20 protein-coding genes are annotated in these 18,714 nt (G+C 67.2%); 3 read left to right on the plus strand and 17 right to left on the minus strand.

What is annotated here, in order from left to right; all coding sequences use genetic code 11:
• Positions 1–30: 30 nt before the first annotated feature.
• A complete protein-coding gene (locus VNE60_06670; GenBank protein ID HVB31196.1) occupies positions 31–459 on the minus strand; it encodes a DUF5946 family protein in 429 nt (142 codons plus the stop codon).
• Positions 460–535: 76 nt separating this feature from the next.
• On the minus strand, positions 536–2,716 hold the full coding sequence (gene katG, locus VNE60_06675) for a catalase/peroxidase HPI (GenBank protein ID HVB31197.1): 2,181 nt from the start codon (positions 2,714–2,716) through the stop codon (positions 536–538).
• 176 nt (positions 2,717–2,892) lie between these two features.
• On the opposite strand from katG, the gene VNE60_06680 reads away from it, so the two are divergent.
• A complete protein-coding gene (locus tag VNE60_06680; protein ID HVB31198.1) occupies positions 2,893–5,316 on the plus strand; it encodes a M1 family aminopeptidase in 2,424 nt (807 codons plus the stop codon).
• On the opposite strand, the gene VNE60_06685 is transcribed toward VNE60_06680, so the two are convergent.
• From VNE60_06685 to VNE60_06710, 6 genes are all read right to left on the minus strand, one after another.
• The gene (locus tag VNE60_06685) at positions 5,313–6,911 is read right to left on the minus strand and encodes a DUF4173 domain-containing protein (protein HVB31199.1); all 1,599 of its coding nucleotides are present in this window, start codon (positions 6,909–6,911) and stop codon (positions 5,313–5,315) included. The genes VNE60_06680 and VNE60_06685 overlap by 4 nt on opposite strands.
• An 80-nt stretch (positions 6,912–6,991) precedes the next feature.
• Entirely contained in the window at positions 6,992–7,468 is a 477-nt protein-coding gene (locus tag VNE60_06690; protein ID HVB31200.1) for a DUF5946 family protein, read from the minus strand.
• Positions 7,469–7,503: 35 nt separating this feature from the next.
• Positions 7,504–7,902, minus strand: coding sequence for a DUF1801 domain-containing protein (locus VNE60_06695; protein ID HVB31201.1), 399 nt, complete (start codon positions 7,900–7,902; stop codon positions 7,504–7,506).
• A 10-nt stretch (positions 7,903–7,912) separates the two neighbouring features.
• Positions 7,913–8,320 (minus strand): VOC family protein, encoded by a 408-nt coding sequence (locus VNE60_06700; GenBank protein HVB31202.1) that lies wholly within the window; start codon positions 8,318–8,320, stop codon positions 7,913–7,915.
• Positions 8,321–8,346: 26 nt separating this feature from the next.
• A complete protein-coding gene (locus VNE60_06705; GenBank protein HVB31203.1) occupies positions 8,347–8,811 on the minus strand; it encodes a helix-turn-helix transcriptional regulator in 465 nt (154 codons plus the stop codon).
• The gene (locus VNE60_06710) at positions 8,808–9,146 is read right to left on the minus strand and encodes a DUF1801 domain-containing protein (protein HVB31204.1); all 339 of its coding nucleotides are present in this window, start codon (positions 9,144–9,146) and stop codon (positions 8,808–8,810) included. Before VNE60_06710 ends, VNE60_06705 begins: the two co-directional genes overlap by 4 nt.
• A 286-nt stretch (positions 9,147–9,432) precedes the next feature.
• Between VNE60_06710 and VNE60_06715 the strand changes: the two genes are divergently transcribed.
• Positions 9,433–10,068, plus strand: a complete 636-nt coding sequence (locus VNE60_06715) for a porin family protein (protein HVB31205.1) — start codon at positions 9,433–9,435, stop codon at positions 10,066–10,068.
• A gap of 289 nt (positions 10,069–10,357) precedes the next feature.
• Here the strand turns inward: VNE60_06715 and VNE60_06720 are convergent, their stop codons facing one another.
• The 6 genes from VNE60_06720 to VNE60_06745 all read right to left on the minus strand — a co-directional run bounded on the left by VNE60_06720 (position 10,358) and on the right by VNE60_06745 (position 14,467).
• Positions 10,358–10,570: a type II toxin-antitoxin system HicA family toxin gene (locus VNE60_06720; GenBank protein HVB31206.1), complete on the minus strand. Its 213-nt coding sequence runs from the start codon at positions 10,568–10,570 to the stop codon at positions 10,358–10,360.
• Positions 10,571–10,573: 3 nt separating this feature from the next.
• The gene (locus tag VNE60_06725; protein HVB31207.1) at positions 10,574–10,768 is read right to left on the minus strand and encodes a type II toxin-antitoxin system HicB family antitoxin; all 195 of its coding nucleotides are present in this window, start codon (positions 10,766–10,768) and stop codon (positions 10,574–10,576) included.
• A gap of 164 nt (positions 10,769–10,932) precedes the next feature.
• Complete coding sequence (locus VNE60_06730) at positions 10,933–11,694, minus strand: abortive infection system antitoxin AbiGi family protein (protein ID HVB31208.1); 762 nt, start codon at positions 11,692–11,694, stop codon at positions 10,933–10,935.
• 646 nt (positions 11,695–12,340) lie between these two features.
• Positions 12,341–12,505 carry a hypothetical protein gene (locus VNE60_06735; GenBank protein HVB31209.1) on the minus strand — a complete coding sequence of 55 codons (165 nt, stop codon included), beginning with the start codon at positions 12,503–12,505 and terminating at the stop codon, positions 12,341–12,343.
• A 375-nt stretch (positions 12,506–12,880) separates the two neighbouring features.
• Positions 12,881–13,990 (minus strand): DUF2252 family protein, encoded by a 1,110-nt coding sequence (locus tag VNE60_06740; GenBank protein HVB31210.1) that lies wholly within the window; start codon positions 13,988–13,990, stop codon positions 12,881–12,883.
• A gap of 84 nt (positions 13,991–14,074) precedes the next feature.
• Positions 14,075–14,467 (minus strand): DUF1801 domain-containing protein, encoded by a 393-nt coding sequence (locus VNE60_06745; protein HVB31211.1) that lies wholly within the window; start codon positions 14,465–14,467, stop codon positions 14,075–14,077.
• 502 nt (positions 14,468–14,969) lie between these two features.
• On the opposite strand from VNE60_06745, the gene VNE60_06750 reads away from it, so the two are divergent.
• Positions 14,970–15,794 carry an SDR family NAD(P)-dependent oxidoreductase gene (locus VNE60_06750; protein HVB31212.1) on the plus strand — a complete coding sequence of 275 codons (825 nt, stop codon included), beginning with the start codon at positions 14,970–14,972 and terminating at the stop codon, positions 15,792–15,794.
• 26 nt (positions 15,795–15,820) lie between these two features.
• Here VNE60_06750 and VNE60_06755 read toward each other — a convergent pair whose 3' ends face one another.
• The 3 genes from VNE60_06755 to VNE60_06765 all read right to left on the minus strand — a co-directional run bounded on the left by VNE60_06755 (position 15,821) and on the right by VNE60_06765 (position 18,320).
• Entirely contained in the window at positions 15,821–16,411 is a 591-nt protein-coding gene (locus VNE60_06755; GenBank protein ID HVB31213.1) for a lipocalin family protein, read from the minus strand.
• Positions 16,408–17,820 (minus strand): APC family permease, encoded by a 1,413-nt coding sequence (locus tag VNE60_06760; GenBank protein HVB31214.1) that lies wholly within the window; start codon positions 17,818–17,820, stop codon positions 16,408–16,410. The genes VNE60_06755 and VNE60_06760 overlap by 4 nt, the downstream gene beginning before the upstream one ends.
• Positions 17,821–17,888: 68 nt before the next feature.
• The gene (locus VNE60_06765; protein HVB31215.1) at positions 17,889–18,320 is read right to left on the minus strand and encodes a DUF2007 domain-containing protein; all 432 of its coding nucleotides are present in this window, start codon (positions 18,318–18,320) and stop codon (positions 17,889–17,891) included.
• Between the last annotated feature and the right edge of the window lie 394 nt (positions 18,321–18,714).

Here is an 18,714-nt window from a genome sequence, read left to right on the forward strand (position 1 = left end):
TTCCCTCCTGCCGCCGGTGCGCCAACGGTGTCACGCCGAGCGTGCTCCGGACCTCAGGTGATGCACCGTGGACCGGCACCACCTGTCCAGATCCACCGCGTACTCGGATGCCGCGAACTCGCCGAGGTCCGCGATGGTGACGGGGAACGGTTCGGCACCGCGCGTCGGCGGGTGATAGTCCGTGTCGGCTCCGCCTCGCCCGCGAGCACGCAGATCCCGAACCACGTAGTCGAGCGTCTCACCACGCTCGAAGACGCGCATCAGGAACTCATAGGCGCGAGCCGCAGTCGCTGTCTCGTACCGGCCCGGATGCTGCAGGACGAAGACGGCGAACGCGAGCCCGTGACGACTGCCCCATGGCTCCTGGTGGGAGTGATCCAGGGCAAGAAGCACCTCGAACCGTTGTGCGCACGAGTCTCCTTCGTCGCTGAATCTGGCGCCGCAGTCCTCGCACACCATTCCTATCTCGCTCCCGCGCTCCATGGTTCGAGCCACACCTCACGACGTCCGCATCCGCCCGCCGCTTCGCCCACGGTCACACGAGATCGAACCGATCCAGGTTCATCACCTTGTTCCAGGCCGCCACGAAGTCGTGCAGGAACTTCTCCTGCGCATCCTTGCACCCGTAGACTTCCGCCAGGGCGCGCAGCTGTGAGTCCGAACCGAACACGAGATCCACCCGCGTGCCGGTCCACTTGCGTTTGCCGGTCTTGCGATCGTGACCCTCGAACAGCTCGGCGTCCTTCGACACCGGCTTCCACTCCGTGCCCATGTCGAGCAGGTTCACGAAATAGTCGTTGGTCAGCGCGCCCGGCCGCTTGGTGAACACGCCGTGCGCCGTCCCCCCGGCGTTGGTCCCCAGCACGCGCATGCCGCCCACGAGCACCGTCATCTCGGGCACGGTCAGGGTCAGCAGCTGCGCCTTGTCAACCAGCAGCACCTCCGCCGGCACGGTGTACTTGCCCTTCAGGTAATTTCGGAAGCCGTCGGCGATGGGCTCGAGCACGGCAAACGAATCCACATCGGTCTGTTCCAGCGAGGCATCCATCCGCCCCGGCGTGAACGGCACCTTCACGCTGTGCCCGGCCTTCTTGGCCGCCTGCTCCACGCCGGCGCACCCACCGAGCACGATCAGATCGGCCAGCGAGACCTTCTTGCCGCTCTTGCCGCTGGGCTGCGCCTTGTTGAACGCCTTCTGGATGCGTTCGAGCTGGGTGAGCACCTTGGCCAGCTGCGCCGGCTGGTTGACGTCCCAGTCCTTCTGCGGCGCCAGCCGAACGCGGGCGCCGTTCGCCCCGCCGCGCTTGTCCGAGCCCCGGAAGGTGGATGCCGACGCCCACGCCGTGGACACCAACTCCGACACGGTCAGGCCGGACTTCAGGATCTTCTCCTTGAGCGCGGCGATGTCCTTGGGGCCGATCAGTTTGTGATTCACCGCGGGGATCGGATCCTGCCAGATGAGATCCTCGGCCGGAACCTCGGGCCCGAGGTAGCGAGCGCGCGGCCCCATGTCGCGGTGCGTCAGCTTGAACCACGCCCGGGAGAACGCGTCGGCCAGTTCGTCGGGATGCTCCATGAAGTGCCGCGAGATCTTCTCGTAGATGGGGTCGAAGCGCAGCGAGAGGTCGGTGGTCAGCATGGTGGGCCGGTGCTTCCTGGACGCGTCGCGCGCGTCGGGCACCGTCGCCTCGGCGTTCTTCGCCACCCACTGATGCGCGCCGGCCGGGCTCTTGGTCAGCTCCCACTCGTAGCCGAACAGGTGCTCGAAGAAATCGTTGCTCCACTTGGTCGGCTTCGTGCTCCAGGTGACTTCCAGCCCGCTGGTGATCGCGTCGCCGCCCACGCCCGTGCGGAAGCTGCTCTTCCAGCCCAGCCCCTGCTGCTCCAGTCCGGCCGCCTCGGGCTCGGGCCCCACGTTCGACACCGGCCCCGCGCCGTGCGTCTTGCCAAAGGTGTGGCCGCCGGCGATCAGCGCCACCGTTTCATAGTCGTTCATCGCCATGCGCGCGAAGGTCTCGCGGATGTCCACGGCCGCGGCCACGGGATCGGGGTTGCCGTTGGGACCTTCGGGGTTCACGTAGATCAGCCCCATCTGCACGGCGGCAAGCGGATTTTCCAGATCGCGGTTGCCGGTGTAGCGCTTGTCACCCAGCCACGTTTGCTCGGCGCCCCAGTACACGTCCTGATCCGGCTCCCACACGTCCTCGCGTCCGCCGCCGAAGCCGAAGGTCTCGAGGCCCATGGTCTCGAGGGCAACGTTGCCCGTGAGGATGATCAGGTCGGCCCACGAGATCTTCCGGCCATACTTCTGCTTGATGGGCCAGAGCAGCCGGCGCGCCTTGTCCAGGCTCACGTTGTCCGGCCAACTGTTGAGCGGGGCAAAGCGCTGCTGGCCCCTGCCGCCGCCGCCGCGACCGTCACCCGTGCGGTACGTGCCGGCGCTGTGCCACGCCATGCGAATGAACAGCGGCCCGTAATGGCCGAAGTCCGCCGGCCACCAGTCCTGCGAGTTGGTCATCAGCGCCGCGAGATCCTTCTTCACGGCCTTCAAGTCCAGACTCCTGAACTCCTCGGCGTAGTCGAAGTCCTCGCCCATGGGGTCAGACTTGGAGGAATGCTGGCGCAGGAGCTCGAGCTTCAACTGGTTGGGCCACCAATCGCGGTTCGACGGGCCGGCGCCGGCGTGGGGGACGGGGCATTTGGCTTCGTTGGACATGTGCGTTCCGCTCGCAAGACGTGAATGGGTGAACTGGCCTATGCCGTAAGGTACACGGTTCCCGCGGGCCGCCCAGCCGGCCCATGCCGCGCGCTAAGATCCCGCATGGGCGCCGGGTGGCCCGGCCGCGGACCGCGTGTTATCTGTTCGACTCGTAACCTTCGGAGTCTCCATCCATGAAACGCCTGCTACTCGCCGCCGCGGCACTCGTGACGCTGGCCGCTCCCTCGCTACTCCTGGCCCAGCGGAATTCGGGCACCATCGGGCACTACATCCCGCCCCGGACCTGGCCGCAGGGCGTGCACAACTTCGACCTCGTCCACCAGAAGATCGCCGTGCAGTTCAACGAGGCCAAGCGGCTGGTGACCGGCGTGGTGACCACCACCGTCATCCCCGACGTGGCCACCGACACGGTCCGGCTCAACGCCGAGAACATCACGATCGACCGCGCCAGCGATGCGCGGGGGCGGCAGATCAAGTTCTCGTCGGACACCGACCACGTCACCGTCCGCCTCCCGCGGCGCGTCGCCGCCGGCGACACGGTGGTCTTCACGCTCGCCTACCACACGATTCCCGAGCGCGGGATCTACTTCGTGCCCCGCCGCCACGTGATCTGGTCGCAGGGCGAAGCCACCGAGACCCGCGCCTGGGTGCCCACCTACGACTACGCCAACGACAAGACCACGTGGGAGTTCCTCGTCACCGCCGACTCGGGCCTCAAGGTGCTCTCCAACGGCACGCTGGCCTCGGTGACCCCGGTGGACGGCGGCAAGCAGAACGTCTGGCACTGGGAGCAGAACGAGAAGGCATCCACGTATCTATATAGCGTCGTGGTGGGTCCGTTCACCGTGCTCCACGACCAGTGGCGCGGCAAGCCGGTGGACGAGTACGTCTACCCCGACACCGTGGACGCGGGCTGGCGCGCGGCGGGCGAGACGCCGTCCATGATCGAGCTGTACTCGCGCCTCACGGGAGTTCCCTTTCCGTGGGACAAGTACGACCAGTCGTGGATCCCGGATTTCACCTACGGCGGAATGGAGAACGTCTCCGCCACCACGCAGACCGATCTCTCGCTGCCGGGCGCGGGCAACGACCCCACAGAAGGCTCGCGCGGCCTCGTGGCCCATGAGCTCGCGCACCAGTGGTTCGGCGATTACGAGACCACCGCCAACTGGGCCAACGCCTGGCTCAACGAAGGACTCACCACGTACATGGAGTCGGTGCAGAACGAGAAGACCCGCGGCTGGGACGCCGCGCAGCTCGAATGGTGGGGTCAGCAGCAGCAGGCCATGCAGGCCGATCTCCGCCAGGCCCGTCCGCTGGTCTGGGGGCAGTATCAGGGCAACGATCCGATCGCCCTCTTCTTCAGCGGCCACGTCTATCCCAAGGGCGCCCAGCTGGCGCACCAACTGCGCCGCCTGCTGGGCGACAAGATGTTCTGGGCGGGGATGCACCGCTTCCTCGTGAACAACGCCCACAAGGCCACCACCACCAAGGATTACGCCGACGCCTTCGAGGAGACCTGCCACTGCAACCTGGGCTGGTTCTTCGACCAGTGGGCATACGGAATCGGGTATCCCCAGCTCGACGTCACGCGCCGGTGGGATCCGGCGGCCAACGTCCTTCACGTGACGGTGCGGCAGGTCCAGCCCACCGATTCCACGCGGCCGCTGTTCAGGTTCCCCACCACCATCCGCGTGATCACGGCCGACTCGGTCGTGCGCGACAGCGTCATGGTCCTCGCCGAGAAGGCGCAGACCTTCAACATGCGCTTGCCGAGCGCGCCCCTGTCCTTCCGGTTCGACGAGGGGGGCTGGCTGCTCGGCACCGTGCACACCGACCAGACGCCGGACGAGCTGGCGCACATGGCGGAGCACGACCTCGACACCTCGGCCCGCAACTGGGCGCTCCATGCCCTGGCGCAGTCGCAGGACACCGCGGCGATTGACGCGCGGCGGTTCATCGTGCTGGATGAACGGATGCCGCAACTCCGCGCCGAGGCCCTGCGGCAGATGGCGCACGATTCCACCCCGCGGGCGATCGCGATGGTCCGCTCGGCGCTGCGCGACCCCGACGCATCCGTGCGGAGCGAGGCGCTGGTGCGGCTGGCGTCGCTCGACTCGGCGGGCGTGGCCGACACGGCGCTCGCGATGTACCACCAGGACATCTCTTCGAGCGCACGCGCCACGGCGCTCGGGGTCTACGGAAGGCTGGCCGGCGCGAGTGCACTTTCCACGGTCATCGCGGCCAGCGGACCGGCGCACACGCTCAGGGTGCGCATCACGGCGGCCGCCCTGCTGTCGCGGATGCACGTGCCGTCGGCGGTGGACGCGTTGGAACAGCTCACCAATCCGATCGAGGTGCGCGAGCTGCGCATGTCGGCGCTCCGTGGCCTGTTCGCCAGCGGCGACACCGTCCGCGCAATCGCCGTGGCCACACGAGGGCTCACCGACTACGACCCGCTGTACTCCCAGGCTTCGGTGCGCTCGCTGGGCCAACTCGGAACTCCCCAAGCGCTGGCCGTGCTCCGCACCGCGCTCAAGACCGAGACGCGGGTGCACGTGAAGGAGGCAATGAAGCAGGCGCTCGAGAAGCGTTAGTGCGGCGTTGAACGGGGGCCGTTCGGGCCACAGGCGAGCGTTTCCAGCTCCGCCTGATGCGCCCGAACGGCCCGCGTCGCTCGACTCCGCGCCACGTTCCACTGCGTCCAGCTGCTGGACATCCGCTCCCGCTTCGCGCCCGTCCACCGCTTGAGAAGCGTTTCCGCGGCAGCGCAGCGGTCGCCTTCAGCGACTGAGTCGGCGGCGATTCCCCGCGACGTCAGCGCGGCCACCACCGCCGGGATCGCGTCGCCGCCCAGCGAGGCCACGTACCGAAGATCCGAACCTGCCGCGCCGGTGCGCGCCGCGTCACCACGCGCGAGGTTGGCCCGCGCCACCAGCGCATCGGGATTCAGCACATTGAGCGTGAAGAGCACGCCGAACCCGGTGGCCACGAGTCCCGCCGCAAAGGTGCGCGGGCGGGAACGCAGCACGGTGAACGCGAGCCACACGAACACCATCGCCAGCCAGATCATGAACGCCGACGCGTACAATCGGTCGGTGGAGATGCCGTAGTAGTGGATGTACAGGCTCATGCGCGCGCCGGCCGAGAGCATGATGGCGCCCAGCAGCACCACCAGCGGAACGGCAAGCCGGCGGTAGACGCGCAGCGTGCGGCCGTCCGACGCCGGAATGAGTGCGTGCGCGCCCAGGAGCACCGGGAGCAGCAGGCCGGCCACGCCCGTCAGCTCGGCGAATCCGCGTCTGGCGTAGGCGGCGTAGGTGAGGCCGGTGGTCCTGAGCACCAGCGACTCGCCGCCGAACAGCCAGCCGATCTGCACCAACACGAACGCCGCGAACAGCACGTTCAGCGCGCCGAGTGCGAACGCCACGTCGGCGGCGCCGAGCGTGAGTGGGAGCGTCGTGGCCGGCGCGGCGCCGGCCGTGGCGGCGGTGCGCGCCAGCAGGGAGCGGCGCAACCAGCCCGCCACCACCCACGTGAAGAAGCCCGCGATGAAGACGTGGGAGAGCACGACGTCGTACTGGATGGCCGGAAGCTTGAAGAACGAGCCGAAGACCGGGTCGGCGTTCGCGAGCAGCAGTGTGAAGACCACGACGATGGGCAACGTGATCGCCACCGCCTTGCCGATGCGCCTGGCGTTGCCCTCGGCGGAGGGGCGGACGGCCGCGTTGAACTCCGCGTCGCGCAGCAACAGCGGCACGGCGCCCATGGCCACTTCGAGCCCGGTTCCGAAGGCGGCGCGGATCAGGTCGCGGACGCGGGCCAGGGCCAGACCGGGCACGGGGATGGCGTTGATGCTCATGGCCAGCAGCACGAGCGCGGCGAGCATGGCCAGCACATCGAAGAACTGGAGCATGTCGGCGTCGCGCCACAGCGGGCCGGCGGCAGAGAGCAGAGCGACTGTGAGCCAGATGCCGCTCTCGCGCGAGAGCACTCGGCCGCTCCGCCGCACGAGCGCCGTGGCGATGCCGGCGAACGCTGCCATCCAGACCAGGAGCCCGAGGCCCCACGGACCGTTGCGGAGCAGCGGATCGGCGAGGATGCCGAGCAGGAGCGCGGCCGTGAGCGAGTGCCGCGCGAGGAGGGCGCGCGGTGATGGGTCGGCAGGGGGTGCGGAAGCCTGGAGGGGCATGGCGACTCGGCGTTACATGTGCAGAGAACTTTACGTCACAAAGGTAAGTCCCGCAAGCGGCGGGCACCGCCGCCCCCGCGCTAGGCGCCGTGGCCGGCCCAGACCGCAACCTGCCGGTGATGGGGCGCCCAGGCCGTCCACGTGGACTCCACCCAGAACCGCGCCGCGTCGCGCAGGACGTTCACCGTCCCTTCGATGGGCATGTCGGCAACCGTGCATTCACCGCGCATGGCCGGCGGCGTGAGCCACACGAACGAGCCTTTCTCTCCGACCACCCGCAGCGGGGTGGCCGGGAGTCCCTCCACCAGGTAGCGGCGCATGCTCAGCAGGTGCAACGCGACGGACTGGATGGCCTGCGGATTCGGCGTGCCGGGGTGCTGGACCGCGTAGGCATCCACGCACATCTGCCGCACGTCCTGCAGGTCCGGCCGCGTGGCGAGCCGCCCGAGCAATTCGCCGTAGCGCGCCCAGCACGCCGGGGAGGACGTCATGTATCTATGCACGGGCCCGTCCAGATCCTCGAACGCGGCGCCACAGCCGACGCAGCGAGTTTTCATGGACGACGTCGCGGGCGTCGTGGATTGCCGTGGCTTCACCGGCGGGCCTTGGACGTATTCAACGCCACGGCGGCGCGCACGAGCACCTTCAGCGCCTTCTCGTTCAGCGTCTCGCCTTCGTGCACGTCGATGGCGCGCCTGACGTTGCCGTCGAGACTGGAATTGAACAGCCCCGCCGGATCCTCGAGCGACGCGCCCTTGGCGAAGGTCATCTTCACGACACTCTTATATGTCTCGCCGGTGCAGATGATCCCGTGGTGCTCCCACACCGGCACCCCCCGCCACTTCCATGCTTCCACCACGTCGGGATCGGCCGCCCTGATCACCGCGCGGACCCGGGCGAGCATCTGGCCGCGCCAGTCGTCCAGCTCGGCGATTCGCGCGTCGATCAGCGCCGACGCGGACGGCGCGTGCTTCGATGGGGTCTTCTTCATCTTCCCGGCCTCATCGGCGTTCCTGGATCAGCTTCCACCCGTTCCCCGACGGGTCGCGGAAGCCGGCGTCCACGCTGCCGTAGCGGGCCACGGGTTCCTGTGTGAACTCCACGCCCCGCTCGCGCATCTGGTCGTAGGCGGCGCGGCAGTCGTCCACCACCAGCACCAGCGGCGGCATCGCGCCCTTGGCCACCACGGCCTTCAGCGTCTGCGCCGTGGCCGCATCGTGCACCGGCGGGCCCGGTACGAACAGGCCCAGCTGGAACGACGGCTGGTCCGGGTGCTGCACCGTGAGCCAGCGATAGTCCCCGTTCTTCACGTCCGTGTGGACGCGGAAGCCGACCTTCTCCACGTAGAACTCCAACGCCTCGTCCTGATCCCGCACGTATACGCCGGCCACATCCACACCCTGCGTCATCGGATCTCCCTGTTGTCTGGACCCGTCTATTTAGCGCTCCCCACTCGGCGCCGCTTCTCCGAAACTGCCATCGTGAGGTGGGGCCGGTGCGCGGCGCTGTCGATGCACGCCGGCACGCGGTCGAGCCCCTGCGCCGAGGCCCTGGCGCGTGCACGGACGGCACTCGGGCTCTGGCCGGTGACGTCGCGAAAGGTGCGTCCGAACGTGCCCAGACTCCGCCAGCCCGTCTCGAACGCGATCTCGGTGATGGAACGGTCTGTGTCGCGGAGCAGCGCCGTGGCGCGTTCGATGCGCCGCGTGAGCAAGTAGCGGTGCGGCGGAACGCCGAAGGCCTGATTGAACGATCGCGCGAAGTGGGCCTCGGACACGCCGCTCACGCGGGCCAGGCGCCCCACGGGCCAGTCCTCGTGCGAAGCGGCGTCCATGCGGTCCTTGGCGCGCAGCAGGCGGCGCAACAGCTCGGGGTCCTGGCTTGCCGGACCTCCGCTCATGCCGTCCAGCCGGGGATGGCGGCCGCCTGCTGGATCCAGGTGGCCAGTTGATTCTCGTCGAGCGTGTCCGACTCGCGCACATCCAGGGAGCGCACGTTCTTGTGTTTGCCCACCGGCGGCACGGGCGTGAGCGACGTACCCTTGAAGAAGCTGAACTTCACGTGGTGCTGGAAGGCAGCGAAGGCGAGGAACCAGCCTTGCCCCTCGACGCCGTAGAATGGGCTGTGCCACTTCACGGCCTTGTGAACGCCGCGCACGTGCTTCACGACCAGCGCGTCGACGCGTTTGGCGATGGCGGCCTGCCACGGCTCCATGCTGGCGATGTAGGCCTGCACGCCAGCGTCCCCATCGGACTTGGGTAGCACTGTGGGTTTGCGGGCCTTTGTGGAATGGCCGTTACGAGTTGGCATGGCCGCCACGGTAGTCGATTTTCGCGGAGGCCGCAATCCGCGAGTCAGTCCGTAGCGAAACGCAGCAGGATCCTTCCGGATCGGCCGAGCCGAGCGGCGAGCGTGTGGGCAGCGGCCGGCTTAGGGTTTGCATATTGCGCCGCCCGCGACCCGGCCACAGTTTGACAGTGTGGCACGCCATTTCCGGGATCTTCCGCGCAAGGAGTATGGCATGAAGCGTTTCAATATTCTGGCCCTTGGTTCTGCGTTGTGCTTGTCCGCGCCCACGGCCTTGCGCGCGCAGATGCCGGCCGCCCACCCGTCGTTTGGGGTCGTGGGCGCCCTCAACCTTGCCAGGTTTGGCGGTTCCGGCACAACGGGGATGGAGAACAAGGTCGGATACACCGCCGGAGGGTTCGTGCGCATTCCTTTGTCGCCGGCGTGGTCATTCCAACCGGAGCTCGACTACACGACCAAAGGGGTCAAGTACACCTTCGATTCCAACCAGGGCACGTACGTATCCACGCAAACGCTGCCCTACGTCGAGATGCCACTCCTGCTGCGCGTGGACGGGAACAGCGCCCGCGGCATTGGCCTGTTTGCGGAATTCGGACCCGCGCTGGCCGCCAGAGTCGGCTGCTCGATCAGCGTACGCGGCGGAGGTCTGTCGCGCTCAGGGCCGTGCGATGGATTCAGCCAGATGCGCACCTTCGACGTCGGCGCCATGGCCGGTGGCGGCATCGACCTGCCCCTGCGAGGCCACACGACGACGCTCGGCGTCCGCTACAACTACGGCCTCGCCCCCATCGCGGGGGGCAGTTCCGTCAAGAACCGCAATCTGCAGTTCCTGGCGGGTTGGCGCCCGTAGTCGCGCCGCATCCGGCCGGGCCGGCGCTCATTCAACTTTGACAGTCACGTTCATAGTGACTCCGTAATAGTGCGCCGTCGCTTGGATGGTTGTCGTCCCTGCCGCGACCCCGTCAACCACGCCGGTCGTAGGCCCCACGGTAGCCATGGCTGGGTTTGCCGACGTGTACGTGACGGAGTCCGTAAGCACCTTGGTGCCGCCGCAGCCAAGCCAACTCCTGCGTGATCATGGGAGGAGCTAATCCACGATCAGGCTGGAGGGCCAGCCCGTCACGTTTTCTAGCGAGCGCCTACAGAAGATTGCGGAATTGTTCAGGCGTGAGTCCCGCATCTCGCACGATCCCACCGAGCGTGAAGGCGTTGACCGGGTTGTGGCGGGGAATCGTCACGATGCGCTGGCCGTCCGTCATCACAATATGCTTGCCTTGCCGCGCCACCCGAAAACCTGCCTTCTCCAAGGCGCGAACTGCCTCGAGGTGGTTGATGCCGGGGATGCGTGGCACCCGTCACCCGACCTCAACCTCGCGCACGTCCGCGTCCCGCACGAGTTCGTCGCGGACCGCCAAGTACTCCCGGATGGCTTCGCTTACGTTGACGACGGCTTCGGCCTCGGTTGCGCCCTGGGACCAGCAACCGGGAAGACCGGGAACGGACACGCTGTACCCTTCATCCGAGTGTTGGAGCACCACCTTGTACTTCATACATCCTCCGATTCTCGAAACTTACACAATGTCCGGTCGTCTCGCTAACGTCGCGGCGCTCTGCTGCGGCGGCTTATCATAATTGCGGCATGCGAGCGTAGCGAGCAAGCCGCCTCCCTACCCCCCCGCCGTCGGCAGCAGCGCCTCGTTAGCGGGCACGAGCCCTAGTAATCGGCCCTAATCCTTTCAGCTGTCGTGATTCGGGTTACAAGCGAGGCATCATTGCCTTGGAGGATCCCAGCGTCAGCAAGCCCTTCGAGTAGCGGCGGAATGTCTGCATCCGTTGCCACGATTATGTGCGTTACGTCCTGCGGCCGAAACATCAGGCGGGAGCAAGTCGCCAAGTACGCCTCGACCGCCAAGCGAGCATTGGGATCGGCCATAGCCTCACGGCTAATGGTTGGGCAGTCCTCAATCGAGTCGGGTACGTAACGCCACTCGCGTTCGTCATAGAAGCGCGTATGGCGGATTTTCCCATCCGCCTGGCGGGCATCGCCCTCATACGCCTTGAAGTAGTACACCAGCCGGCCCGCTTCCAGCGCATTGCGTCGCGCGGCAGGGTCAGGGTCACTCGTAACCTTGAACTTGAGTAACAGCTTCCTATAGGCTATCAGTGCATCTAGAAGTGGCGTACCAGAGTGTCCGTATAGCACTGGTGCAATCTTACGCGCCTCGCCCCAGCCTTTCGAAAGACCGATGGCATACTTGCCGTAGCGGTCCATGTGTTCGGTGGTCTGCGACAGCGGAATATCGCAGAAGCACACCATCGGTATCCCTGTCTCGTCACCATCCGGCGGTCCACCGAATGCTCGCGAAAGGATGTCCATGCGCTCAAACGACGGATTGACCTTGAACCCCTCGGCCAGGATGCCTCTCAGGCTCTGCAGATTCCTTGTGAAGTGGAAGAGCGACGCTGAGCTTAGCATGGTACCTCGGGTGTCCCGCTAACGCCGCGGCGCTCTGCTGCGGCGTTTCATAATAGTTGCGGCCCGCGAGCGCAGCGAGCCGGCCGCTTCCAAAGCCAACGCCGACGGCAGCAGCGCCTCGTTAGGCAGCGTGCCTGCGGCCCTCGAACGGCGATCACTGCACAGTGATTCCGACATGCATGGTCACCCGGTAGTGGCGAGCCGTGACCGTAAGGCTAGTTGCACCGACGGCCTCACCCGTTACGAGCCCGCTGGCAGAATCCACCGCCGCTATGGCAGGATTCGCTGACGCATACGTGATCGTATCGGAGAGTGCTCTCGTTCCCCGGCAGCCCAATAGCGTTAGGTGGACAGGGAACTGCTGGCCCACTCGAATTGTGGTGTCTTGCGGGGTCACCCCAACCTGCAAATCCGCGTCACACGCAGGTGTAATCGCTAGGCCATTGCAGGACCAGCCAGCCACTAGGACGACCGCTAGAATCGCAACGCCGCGCGCCATGGTTCGATCTCCGGCAAGCCTCCGTCGCTGCCTAACGCCGCGGCGCTCTGCTGCGGCGTTTCCTAATAATGGCGGCAGGCGCCCGCAGGGCGCCAGCCGCTACCCTAGCCCACGCCGACGGCAGCAGCGCCAAGTTAGGTGGCACGGTCAGAGGCGCTCGCGTGAGGCCACGGCCTCAAGGGTGCGTGCGATCCGATCGAGAGCTTTGCGAATCGCGACGATCTGAACGACAGTCCAGATGGCCGCGACGGCCGGGGTGATCGCCAGAAGCAGCATGAGCACGAATTGGACTGCGCCGAAGCTCTCAAACATAGGCCGGCATCCTCACGCGGTTGTCCGGTGCCATCTAACTTCAATTTATGAAGTCATGTTATGCTGCGAGCCCGCGCAAACTACAGCACGCTCTCGCAGCCTATTGTGTACCGCCCCCACCCACCAAGCAAGCCACGCGCCACGACGACACCACATTAGACACATTAGAATCCAGCCCCCCCGCGCGTTACGCTGCAAGGACTTGCTGCATAACACGCACCGGTCACCCGCCGCGGGCCGAGCGTCCCCCAAGGCCCGTCCCGAGCCCTGAATGCGGGACAGCGCCCTATCTGTCCGATGAACAACCCTCTGTGGGCCCGTCGCTCCATCGTCCGCCAGTCCACCCCGGAGCGCGCCACCCCTCCCGCCACGATCTCAATCACGCCCAGCCGGGCGCCCCTTGGCGGACGCGGGCCCGGCACGCCATCCCGCGAAATCCTCGAGCACGTCGTCGGACATGGCCGCCGCCGCGCGCACGAGCCAGTTCTTCGGGCGACGCTCGAGGTCGGCGAGCAGGGTGCGCGCACTCGCGCTCCCCAGATGGACGTTGGCGGTCTCCCACCCCATGGCGTGGAGCAGGTGTCGTTCGCTGCGGTCGCGCGGAAGACTCGCGAGTTCGATCCGCGAGCAGTCGGGCGCCAGCCGGCGGGCGATCCACCCCTCGTGGACGGTGACGAACGGATCGGCGCATCGCACCGCCCTGTCGAGCGCCGTCGCATACAGCGTCCGACCGACGCGCCGACTGCCCGACGCCCACGCGGCCGCCGACACGGCCAGTCCCTTGGCCTCACGCGCGATGCGGCCGCCGCGCCAATCGGCCAGCGCCACGAATCGTTGGCGGCCCAGGCTGCCCACTCCGGCAATCCGGTGCGCTACGCGCCATGGGAGAGCGCGTGATGGCCAGAGCTTGGCCAGCGCCGAGCGTGCTTCGCGCGGGAGCACACCGCGCATAGGCGTCGCCGCGTCGAGCTTCGCCCAGAACTCCTCGGGATTGCGCAAACGCGACACCGCAATCTTTCGCAGCGCGTGGTGCCGCTCGGCGAGCACCACGGGCTGCCCCCCCGCGGCGAGCGACTCGCGGTAGCCGGAAAGGAGGATCGTCGTCGCATCCTTGATGCCGAGCCGCAAATCCGACGCGTCGGCCGCGAGCGCGACGCTCACCGCCAGACGCACGAGGTCGTTGGTGTACGGCAGGCGCCACACCTCGTCGAAGTCGTTGATGCCCCACACCAGCCGACCTTCGGCGTCGCGCCAGGTGCCGAAGTTCTCCACGTGCAGATCGCCCACTGCCAGCACCACCGGTGCGTCGAGCAGGTCGCGACAGGTGGCCGGCCAGCGTTGCGCCCACCGGAAGTAGGTGCCGCGGAGAAAGGGGAAGGCGCCTTCGCGCATTAGCCGGTGCTTGATGATGAGATCGGCCGCGATGAGAGGCAGGCGCCCGCCCAGCCAGCGCTCGTAATCGGCAACGGCATGATGAATGTTCATGAAGGGAGATCATCGCATCCCGCGCCGCGGGCCGCCAGACGCGATGGCCCAGGCCCTCGCGCTCCAACGGCGCTCGTCGTCCCTCTATGCTCTCACCCTCTTCCGTCTCGCGGCGGCCCGAGCGCGGTCCTGCTTGACCCGTAAGCGGACGATCCGCGTGATGAGGGCATACGGAATGGGTTGATCGAGCGGGAACCGGAGATTGCCCTTGGGGCCGGCGTAGGGTGCGAGTGCCTTGGCGAGCCTCGCGTCGCGGGCAACCGGGGGGAAGAGTCCGATGTGGTGTTTGAAGACGCCAACGTACAGGAGAATGCCGTGCTGCCGGAATGCCGGCATGCGGTAGCTGATGATCTCCTTGGCCTCCGGCGCGGCGGCCGCGATCGCGCGTCGTATCTTCTTCAGAATCGGTTGGACCTCGACGCGTGCGGCGGCGATGTACGCGTCGATGCTGGCCGGTGGTGATTTGCGAGCGTCCATTGCATCCCGCCTTGGCTACGTCCTCTGGAATCGGGGTCTCGAACGCTACCGTCTCGGCTCGTACCGCATCGCCACCGCCCCCGAGCCGAACTCCAGCCAGCTCACGAGCTTCAGGTCAGGCCTCGCTCCCGTCGCCGCCGGCGGCCGCCACGCTGCTTCCTGGATTAGCACGCCGAAGCTCACGGCCGTTTCAGGACTCTGAAGTAGAAGGCTGAGAATATGAGGACGATGCCTATGTTCACCATCAGCCGTTCCCAGAACCGGTTCTTGAAGAACAACACATCGACGGCAACGATCGTGGCTACCATCAGGACTACGTAGACTGCGGTGGTCGTGTGGCTTCTCATCTCAGTCCCCCGAGAATGCGGTTGAACGCGTCCATGGCGCCCCGGGCTCGGGAGTGAAAATGGGCCACCCGCGAGATAAGTTGTTGCAGTCGGCGGCGCCAACGCAAAGCTGGAGGGCCGCTACGGAATGTGGGACATCTCCGCCGGGACGGCAAATGGGCACCATCATCATCACGGGCGCGAGCGACGGCATCGGCGCGGCGAGTGCTCGCCAACTCAGGGCGAGGGGGCACGACGTGGTCATCGTCGGCCGCTCACCGGCAAAGACACAAGCGCTGGCGCGCGAGCTCGGGGCGCCGTTTCACGTGGCCGACTACGCGCGACTGGCCGACGTCCATCGGCTGGCCGCCGAACTCGCGCGTTACGACCGCATCGACGTGCTGGCCAACAACGCCGGCGGCATCATGGGACAACGGGAGGTGACCGAGGATGGCTTCGAGAAGACCTTCCAGGTCAACCACCTGGCGCCCTTCCTGCTTACCAGCCTGTTGCAGGAGCGCCTCATCGCGAGCCGCGCCACGGTGATCCAGACCGCGAGCGCCGCGGCAAATATGTGGGGCCGCGGGTTCGACATCGCGGACCTCCAGAACGAGCGCGACTACCGGCCAGAGCGCGCCTACGGCAACGGCAAGCTCGAGAACATCCTGTTCACCCGCGAGCTGCATCGCCGGCACCACGCCCACGGCATCGCGGCCGTTGCCTTTCACCCCGGCGTCGTGCGCAGCAACTTCGCCAGCGACACCACGCACTACATGCGCTTTCTCTACAACGCGCCACTCAAGTACCTGGTCATGATCAGCCCCGAGGCGAGCGGGCGCAGGCTCACCGCGCTCGCCGAGGGACAGCCCGGCGTCGCCTGGCAGCCGGGCGAGGTGTACAACAAGCGCAAGCCGATGCCCGTTGCGTTCAGGGACGACGACGGCAGCGTGGCCCGGGAACTCTGGGAGCGCAGCGAGGAGATGGTCGCTCGCGCAGGGTGACGCGCGGCCGGAACGCCCACCGCGGGTCAGGGCGCCGGTATTCTCTGCAGCCGCGCGACGTCGAACCCCTCTCGCGCGGCGGTCGCCACCAGGCGGTCGTACGTGGCGGTGTCTAACACGGGCGTGCGCGACAGCAGCCAGAGGTAGCGCCGATCCGGCGTTCCGATCAGCGCCGCGCCGTAGTCGTCCGTGAGATCGAGCACCCAGTAGTCTGCCCAGACCATGGGCAGGAACGAGAGAAATGCCGGCGCGAAGCGCACCTTGAGCATGGACGCGGGGCCGCCGCGATGGGCGAGGTGGGCGGCTCCCTCGGCACGACTGACCGTGCTGTCGGCGGCACGGCACGTGTTCACGATCTTGATGGTGCTGTCGGGCTGCAGCTCGTAGTTGGCGGTGGGCTGCCCCGCGCACCGGCGCTCGAACCAGTTGGGGAACCGCGCCACCTCGTACCAGAGGCCGGCGTACCGCTCGAGGTCCAGCGAGGGAATGGCGCGGACCGGCTGCGGCCGCTCCTGCGCCACCGCGCGCGTGGCGCTCATGACGCCGAGCACCGAGGCGAGCGCCACGGCGCCCACGACTCGCGATGACGATCGCGCCGGCTTCGCTTGGATATTCATCTCCGAGTGGATTCCGCTCGACGGCGCCCCACGGCGTACGTGGCCGCGCCGCTGGCCACCAGCAACGCGCTCAGCCCCACCACCTTGAGAACATAGCGCCCCGGGTTCGGCTCGTCCGCCGGCGGGATCGCGGCCAGGACGATCGCGACCGCCGACGTCAGGAACCCTACCGCGCCGCAGAGCACCGCAGCATGCTTCCCGCCCGGCACCCGCATCACCTCCGGGCCCGCCGGTTCACGCTGCAGGCGGATCAACGCCGGGAACATCGTGAGGTACGGCAGGAAGTATGCGATGATGCCCAGACTCACCAGGATGTCGTACGCCTTCTTGGGCGTCTCGCCGGCCTGGCCCAGCACCGCGCAGAGCGCCGCCACGCCCACCTGCAGCAGCAGCGCCACGTACGGCGTGCCATAGCGCGGGTGCAGCTTGCCGAACGCGCGCGGCAGGTAGTTGTCGATGCCCGCTACGAACGGCAGGCGCGCCGGCGCCGACAGCCACACCCCCACCCCGCCCATGGAGCTCAGCACGATGAGGGCGGCCGCGAGCGGGCCCAGGCCCGGCAGGCCCACGCGGTCGCCCGTGCGCACGATGGCGTCCATGATGCCCTGCAGCCCTGTGATCTGCCCGTGGGGCAGCGCCAGCAGAATGGCCAGTGTGCCCAGGATGTAGATGGCCGGAATGATGAGCCCCGCGATCAGCACCGCACGCGGCACCGTGCGCCGCGGGTTCTCGATCTCCTCGCCCATGAACGAGCCCGCCTCGAGTCCGCTGAACGCGAACGCCAGCGTGGCCCAGAAGATCATGTCCTTGAGCCCCATGCTCGGCGCCAGGCTGTGCATCGTGATCGCCGTTGCCGGCCCGAACTTTGCCGCGGCCACGAACCCCATCACGATGAGCACCGTCATCGGGATCCAGGTGGCGTATGCGCCGATGCTCGTGAGCCACTTGCCGAACTGCAGCCCGGCGATGTTGAGCGCGGCGGCCAGGATCAGCCCGGCAAGCGAGAAGCTGATGAAGTAGGCGCCGCTGGTTTGCAGGTGGGCGAACCGCGAACCGAAGATGTAGAGCGCCGAGCTGGCCGCGAAGTAGAGGATGCCCGGCAGATAGGTGAGGTTCGAGCCCCAGTACGTCCAGCCGGTCATGAATCCCGTAAAGTCGCCGAACGCCTGCTTGGTCCAGACGTAGATGCCGCCTTCCTGCGGGTAGCGCGAGGAGAGTTCCAGCACCGTGAACGCCAGCGGGACGAACAGGCCCAGGGCGCCGATCACCCAGACCACCAGCGAACTCGGGCCCGCCGCCGCGGCCACCGCCACCCATCGCATCCCCACCACGCCCACCACGTAGAACCAGACCAGGTCGCGCACGCGGAGGACGCGGCGCAGTCCGGGTGCTGTGGCGGGTTCGGTCACGGAGTCTCCGGGGTTGGGACGGGCGAGCGCGGCAGCGCGCCGGTGTGGGGTGGGCCGGAGGAGAATGTCTAGCTGGGACGTCGGGGGCGCCAGGGCGCGTGCTTGTCGGCCCGGAACCCGAGCAGAAACAATACGATGGCAATAACGAACAGGGCCATGGCCGCTGACAGAACCAACGTGAGGTCTTGGTGCGAGGCGGAGCTGACCACGACCCTTCCGAACAACACGAGCAGGATCGCTGCGCTCAAAGCGAGAAAGGCTCTCTTGTGCCACCACCACGACGGTAAGGCTTCGCTCTTGGGCGGCTCGAGCCGAGCAATGATGTTCGCCGCCTTCGGCTCGTCCGCATCGTTGAGGATCGCGACTCTCACGCTACCGGCGAGGCCCAACGTCCCCGGCGAAGACTGGTCCAGCATGACCGCATCAATCCCATCCGCCAGCAGTGCGAGTCTCACACTCTCGGCCAGACTGAGCGAATGCGTGTGAAGGACGGTGATCATGGGCTACCGGTGGCTGTCGCGGCTACCTCGCGGACTCACTCCAACTCCAATCGCGGACGCCGCGGCGTTCTGCGGCGGCCTTCTATCATAGTTGCCGCCCGCGAGCGCCGCGAGCCGGCCGCTTCCTTGGTGCCCATGTGTGAGGGGTGGTCAGTCGTCGCGAACCAGGGGGCTCTCCCATGCCTGGAGCAGCATGGCTTTCAGCCCGGCGAAGCGCTTGGGTCCGAGCTCGCGGCTCCACTCCCGCTCGACTCCGCACTAAGGTCAATGCCTAAGTCTTATCTTCTTCACAACTCACCTGACCGGGCAGATCGAGCGCACGGCGACGACCGTAGCCGACGGATCTGGCGGCTCGCCTCCTACGTGTGCGTCATGAAACGTGGTCGCGATCCCC

Source organism: Gemmatimonadaceae bacterium (genome assembly GCA_035533755.1).
GTDB lineage: Bacteria > Gemmatimonadota > Gemmatimonadetes > Gemmatimonadales > Gemmatimonadaceae > JAGWRI01.